General features: G+C 64.9%; 4 protein-coding genes and 1 pseudogene. 1 reads left to right on the forward strand and 4 read right to left on the reverse strand.

Translation table 11 applies throughout. The annotated features are described in order from the left end of the window. Nucleotides 1-73: 73 nt before the first annotated feature. Entirely contained in the window at nucleotides 74-1,501 is a 1,428-nt protein-coding gene (locus K678_RS12215) for a carbohydrate porin (RefSeq protein WP_021132769.1), read from the reverse strand. A gap of 233 nt (nucleotides 1,502-1,734) precedes the next feature. Here K678_RS12215 and K678_RS12220 point away from each other — a divergent pair, with 233 nt between their 5' ends. Then, entirely contained in the window at nucleotides 1,735-3,408 is a 1,674-nt protein-coding gene (locus K678_RS12220; protein WP_196802577.1) for a methyl-accepting chemotaxis protein, read from the forward strand. 187 nt (nucleotides 3,409-3,595) lie between these two features. Here K678_RS12220 and K678_RS12225 read toward each other — a convergent pair whose 3' ends face one another. From K678_RS12225 to K678_RS19860, 3 genes and pseudogenes are all read right to left on the reverse strand, one after another. Beyond that, complete coding sequence (locus K678_RS12225) at nucleotides 3,596-4,495, reverse strand: 50S ribosomal protein L11 methyltransferase (protein ID WP_021132771.1); 900 nt, start codon at nucleotides 4,493-4,495, stop codon at nucleotides 3,596-3,598. Between the two features lie 20 nt (nucleotides 4,496-4,515). Next, the gene (locus tag K678_RS12230; protein ID WP_021132772.1) at nucleotides 4,516-6,066 is read right to left on the reverse strand and encodes an ATP-dependent helicase; all 1,551 of its coding nucleotides are present in this window, start codon (nucleotides 6,064-6,066) and stop codon (nucleotides 4,516-4,518) included. 77 nt (nucleotides 6,067-6,143) lie between these two features. Beyond that, nucleotides 6,144-6,227: pseudogene (locus tag K678_RS19860) on the reverse strand (hypothetical protein); the annotation flags it as partial. Nucleotides 6,228-6,245 lie beyond the last annotated feature (18 nt).

The raw sequence follows: 6,245 nt of genomic DNA on the forward strand, positions 1-6,245 counted from the left end.
AAAGGGCGTCCGAAGGACTTGCTCCGGACGCCCTCTCTTTCGCGCGCCACCAAACGCGCGTCGTCGGATTGGATTACAGCGTCAGCACGGTGCGCAGACCGAGGATGACGGCATCCTTGATCGTCTCGCCGTTGGCGTCGGTGTAATCGCTGGTCCCGCCCGGATGCATGATGTACTGGGCGTCCGGCACCAGGGTCATCCACGGGGTAACCTTGTAGCGATAGCTGACTTCCAGCATCGCTTCGTAATCATGGTCGCCCGCTCTGCTGCCCGCGAGGGCACGCGCATCGGCGTCACGCTGCGACAGACGGTCGCTGGCGCCGGCATAGGCAAAGCCGATCGCGGCCACGTCATCGTCACGGCCTTCGAAGGTGCCCTTCAGCACCAGACCGGTATCGACATAGTACGGCGCCTGATTGCGGTCATCGGGCATCAGGGTGCCACGGACAAAGAAGCCCAGACCACCGCCCGCTTCGCCGGACCGACGCCACAGCATCTGGTCGAGGATCGCATAGGCCGCCCAATTGCCCTTATGCCGCTGGGCCTCTCCGTTCGAGCTGGGATCGGACAGCGACAGGTTGTCGGTGCCCCACCGCAGATCGTTATAGCTGTGGTTGTGGTACCAACCGCCGACCTTGATCATCGTCGGCAACGCCTTGGAATCCTTTTCCTGGTTGAGGCCGTACTGAACCTCGCCGAACCAAGTGGGGGATTCGAGGGCGAAATCGGTGCCGGTCGAATTGCGCCGGGTGGCGTCGTCGGGACGGCCGCCCCCCGCGCCGGGGGCGGTATCGCCGCTGAACACCGCAGTCAGGATCGCCAGATTATCGGTCGGCTTGATCTTGAGGCGGGTGCCCGGACCGGACAGCGGATAGCCGCCGCCCATCGGGTAGTTCAGAGCGAACGAACCCGGCCATCCGAACGGGCTGCCGATCAGGTTGGCGGCGTATTCGGAATTGAAGAATTCTTCCTGCATCGGCACGACACCGGCCTTCAGCGACACCATGTCGTCAAAGAAGCTCTGTTGCAGCCACAGGGCAAACAGACGGGTGTTGGGCGAGGTCTCGATATCGCGCGACGGGATCCAGTTCTGGAGGAAATTGCCGCTGAGCGACCGGCCGTGGGTGTAAAGGCCGGTGAAGTGGAACAGACCGCCCTGCCACCCGATCGCCTTTTCCAGATCGGCTTCGACATCGGCCTGAAGCAGGCCCGAGGCAACCGCACGCTGGCGCAGACCGCCGCTGACGTTGCCCAGCGCTTCGCCGGTATAGGTGGCGGAAACGGTAATGCCTTTTTCTTCCAGGCTGGAGCGTGCCCCGCCCCAATCGCCGGTCAGCGTGTCACGCTGCCAAAAGCCCTTGGCCTCTTCTTCATCGGCCTGGGCCGGGGTCGCCGCCAACCCGCCCATCACCGCCATGACGCCCAGCAGAGCGCAAACGCCGGTCTTACCGGGGCGCCCCTCGTCCGACGCCGCCGGACTCATTCCTTTGTTGTTTTGCATCTGCTCCTCGCCCGAAATTATCGCGAATGATAAACGTTCGCATTCACAACAAGGTCTGTAACAAACCGCAGCCCAAGCCCGCAAGAAAATAAGGGACATAGCCTGATTAATATATGCCGTCGGCATAGGAACAGGGTAAAATTTCGCAAGCCCTATAACCCACCCCATATCACTGTCTCAAATCCATGCCGGCGGACAATCCCCGGCGAGCGGGGAGGAACCGGATGATGCAGATGACGATCCGAATGCGGTTCATCGTCCTGTGGGGACTGGCAATCCTGGGACTGTCGTCTTTAGGCGGGATTATTGTTTATACCAACCACACGGTTGATCATGCCCGGATCGAGCTTGAACAGAAATTCGTTGATGGCTCTCTGCTGACCCAGGCGCGGATCGACCTCCTTACGCTCAATCTGGCGGCGATGGACTCGATCGTCGATAAGAGCGATGGCGTGGTTTCGCCCGAGCGACTGGCCATCCTGACCGAATCCTCCCACAAGCTGGTCGAGGCCGCCAAGGCCGCCGAACGGCTGCTCGACACCCCCGAAGAGCGCGCTGCCGCCGCCACCCTGACCGCCGACGCCGCCCGATTGCGGACCCTGACCGCCGAGGATTTGCCCCGAGCGATCCGCGAGCGGGCCGACGAAGCCGTCTTTGCCCGCCTCGACGACGAGATCGACAATGGCGGAACAAAGGTTATGAAAGCACTCGACACGCTGGAACAGACCTTGAAGACCGAAGTCTCGGCCGGGTTCAAGCATGAAGAACGGGCCTTGTCCGATACCCTCGCCCTCGGCTCTATTGTCTGTGCTGGTGTGATCGCCGCCTTCTCGCTGCTGGCGTGGCTGATCGCCCGCGCCGTGCTGGTTCCGCTCGGCCGACTGACCCGGGCAACCGAGGCCCTGGCCGCCGGGGATCGTAGCATCGTGATCGAGGCCAACGAAAACGCCGACGAAATCGGCGCACTGGTCCGGTCGGTCCGGGTGTTCAAGGAGGGACTGATCCGCGCCGATCGGCTCCAGGCCGAGCAGGATACCGCCAAGGCCCGCGCCGACAGCGAACGCCGGGCCGAACTGGCCGTCACCGCCGACAGTTTCGAACGCGGGGTCAAGGGCGTCGTCGATACCGTCAATCAGGCGGCAAGACATCTGCGCGGCATCTCGCAATCCCTGGCCGGGGCCTCGCGCGAAGCCGACGGCCGCGCCGCCGATCTGTCCCGCGCCGCCGAAATGACCTCGGGCAATGTCGGCACCGTCGCGGCAGCGGCCGAGGAATTATCGGCCTCAATCCACGAAATCGCCAGCCAGGTCCAGAAATCCTCGGCGATCTCGCGCCAGGCGGTTGATGACGCGCAACGGGTCGATTCGATGGTGAAGCAATTGTCGGACTCCGCCCGCCGGATCGGCACCGTGATCAACCTGATCAACGACATCGCGGCCCAGACCAATTTGTTGGCCCTGAACGCGACGATCGAGGCGGCCCGTGCGGGCGATGCCGGCAAGGGCTTTGCCGTCGTCGCCAACGAGGTCAAGCACCTCGCCAACCAGACCGCCCGCGCCACCGAAGAGATTTCGACCCAGATCGGCGAGGTTCAGGGCGCCACTGACGACGTGGTCGGCGCCATCGGAGCGATTGCCGGCGTGATCGAGGATATCAACGGCATCTCGGCCGGGATCGCCTCGGCGGTCGAGCAGCAATCGGCCGCGACCGCCGAAATCGCCCGCAGCATCCAGCAGGCGTCGACCGGCACCGGCGAGGTCACCGATACCGTCGGCAAGATGGGCGGCATCGTCGGACAGGTCCGCACCGGCTCGGAAGAGCTGTTGCAGGCGGTGGCGGCGCTGGCCGACAATTCGGACACCCTGTCGCGCGAAGTCGATTCGTTCCTGGCCGGGGTGCGGGCCTAAAGAGCGATCCATTAAAATGAATCGCTCTTTAGGCGATTCATATATCCCCCTCGCCGGGCGTGCCCTCCGGGCACTTGGCAGCGGCCGCAATGGCCGCAATCGCATCGTGCGTCATGTCTGACGCACGATGCTCTGACGGATTGGGAGGGGGGAAAGTCCGCTCTCCCCCCTCCCCCTGCTCCTGTCGTTACCGACCGATCACCAGGGTCGCCCAGCCATCGACGAGGATGCGCTGCTTCAACCGCAGCCCCTGCGCCTCGTGACAGGCCATCACCCGCCGCTCCTGACGTTCCAGCAGACCGGACAGCACCGCCAGCCCGTTGGGGGCGAGGTGAGCGGCCAGATCGGGAGCGAAGCGGCACAACGGCCGGGCCAGGATGTTCGAGAACACCAGATCATAGGGCGCGCCCCGACCCACCAGCGGATTGCGATAGCCGTCGCTGACACAAGCGCGGACCCGGGACCGAACCTGATTGTTGGCGGCATTGGCGGCCATCACCCGGACGGCGGGGGGATCGATATCGGTGCAGAGAACCCGCGACGCCCACACCTTGGCGGCGGCGATGCCAAGAATCCCCGATCCCGCGCCGAGATCGAGCACACGCAGACGGCGGCGACGGCGGGACAGCATGTCGAGTGCGAGCAGACAGCCCCGGGTGGTGGCGTGCTCGCCCGAGCCGAAGGCGGTTCCGGCATCAATCTCGATCGCGATCGAGCCTTGCGGCGGCTTGCCCCGCCAATGCGACCCGTGGACGAAGAACCGCCCGGCGGCAATCGGCGGGAAGTCGCGCAGATTGGCGAGAACCCAATCGATCCCCGGCACCCGCTCGATCTCGAGCGGCGGCACCTCGACCCCATTGGCGGCGGCGACCACCGACAGACCGGCGATCACGGTGGCGCGGTCGGGAGGGGTGCGGGAAAAGCCTTCAAGGAACCACAGACAATCGCCGTCAGACATGCCGGTGCGATCTTCCATGAACATGGTCACCGCTTCGGCATAGAGGTCGAACACCGCTTCGAACGGCGCCAGGGTCTCGGGGGTGACGGTCAGGCGCAGACGCCAGATCTCGGGAAAGGCGGGAGGCATCGTATTCAGGGTCTCCGTGGTCACAGGGCGGTGACGTAGCTGTCGATCAGGGTGCGGGTTCCGGCACCGTCGAAGGCGACGTGAAGGGTATGGCCTTCGACCGCCAGAACGGTACCGTCGCCAAAGCGGTCGTGGGTCACCCGCACGCCGGGCTTGAAGGCGCTGACGGAGCGGGGGACGGGCGCGGCCGCGGATGACGAAGACGACCGGCGGGCGGGATAGCTCCAGTTCGAGCGCGGCTCGGCCAGAGGCTGGGCCGAATAGTCGGTCGGCGCACCGCCTGCGAACAGGCCGCGATCGGCCTCGCGCTCGACATCGGCCTCGGGCAGTTCGGCCAGGAAGCGGCTGGGAAGCTGGGTCTTCCACTGATTATAGACGCGGCGGTTGGCGGCAAAGCTGATCAGCACCCGCCGCCGTGCCCGGGTCAGCCCGACATAGGCGAGGCGACGCTCTTCCTCCAGCCCCTTATCGCCGCTTTCCTCCAGGGCACGGAGATGGGGGAAGATCTCTTCTTCCCAGCCGGGCAGGAACACGCTGTCGAATTCCAGCCCCTTGGCCCCGTGCAGGGTCATCACCACCACCCGGTCACCCCCGGCGTTGGCATCGTTTTCCATCACCAGGGCGACATGTTCAAGGAACGCGCCCAGCGAATCGTATTCGGCAATCGCCGACACCAGTTCCTTCAAATTATCGACCCGGCCGGGAGCGTCGGCGGCCTTGTCGGCCTTCCACATCGCGACATACCCGGATTCGTCCAGGATCGTCGCGGTCAGCTCGTCCTGGGGCATACTGCCCAGCAGCGAGCGCCAGCGGGCGACATCCTCGACGAAAGCGGTCAGCGCCTTGCGCGGCCGGGGCTTCAACAGGTCGGTCTCGACCAGCCGACGCGACGCTTCGAGCAAAGGCAGATCGTGCTCGCGGGCATAAACCGCCACATCGCGCAGCGCCGCCTCGCCCAATCCGCGCTTGGGAATATTGACGATCCGCTCGAACGCCAGACCATCGGTGGGCGATTGCACCAGCCGCAGATAGGCCAGGGCGTCGCGGATTTCGGCCCGTTCGTAAAAGCGCGGCCCGCCGATCACCCGATAGGGCACCCCGGTCGCGATCAGCCGTTCTTCGAACTCGCGGGTCTGAAACCCGACCCGGACCAGAATCGCCATGCTGGCCAGCGGCTCGCCCCGGCGCTGATAGGTCTCGATCATCTCGACCACCATCCGCGCCTCGGCCTCGCCGTCCCACACCGCGCGGGTGCGGATTTTTTCGACCTGCTCGGGATCGTGCGCCAGTCCGGGCCGCAGCGTCTTGCCCAGCCGACCGCCGTTATGGGCGATCAGGCCCGAGGCGGCGGACAGGATATGCGGGGTCGAGCGGTAATTACGCTCAAGCCGGACGATCTTGGCCCCGGGGAAATCGCTCTCGAAGCGCAGGATGTTGCCGATCTCGGCCCCGCGCCAGGAATAGATCGACTGATCGTCATCGCCGACGCAGCAGATATTATGATGCCGTCGCGCCAGCAGGCGCAGCCACAGATATTGAGCGACGTTGGTGTCCTGGTACTCATCGACCACGCAGATAGCGGAACCGCTCCCTGCCACGACCGCAGCACCGCCTCGTTGGACAGGAACAGGGTCAGCACATGCAGCAACAGATCGCCGAAATCGCAGGCGTTCAGGCTTTTCAGCCGCTGTTGATACAGCCGGTAGAGATGGACCGCCCGGCCTCCGGCCAGATCGCCCGCCTCGGGCCG

This window comes from Magnetospirillum fulvum MGU-K5, from assembly GCF_000442515.1.
Lineage (GTDB): Bacteria > Pseudomonadota > Alphaproteobacteria > Rhodospirillales > Magnetospirillaceae > Phaeospirillum > Phaeospirillum fulvum_B.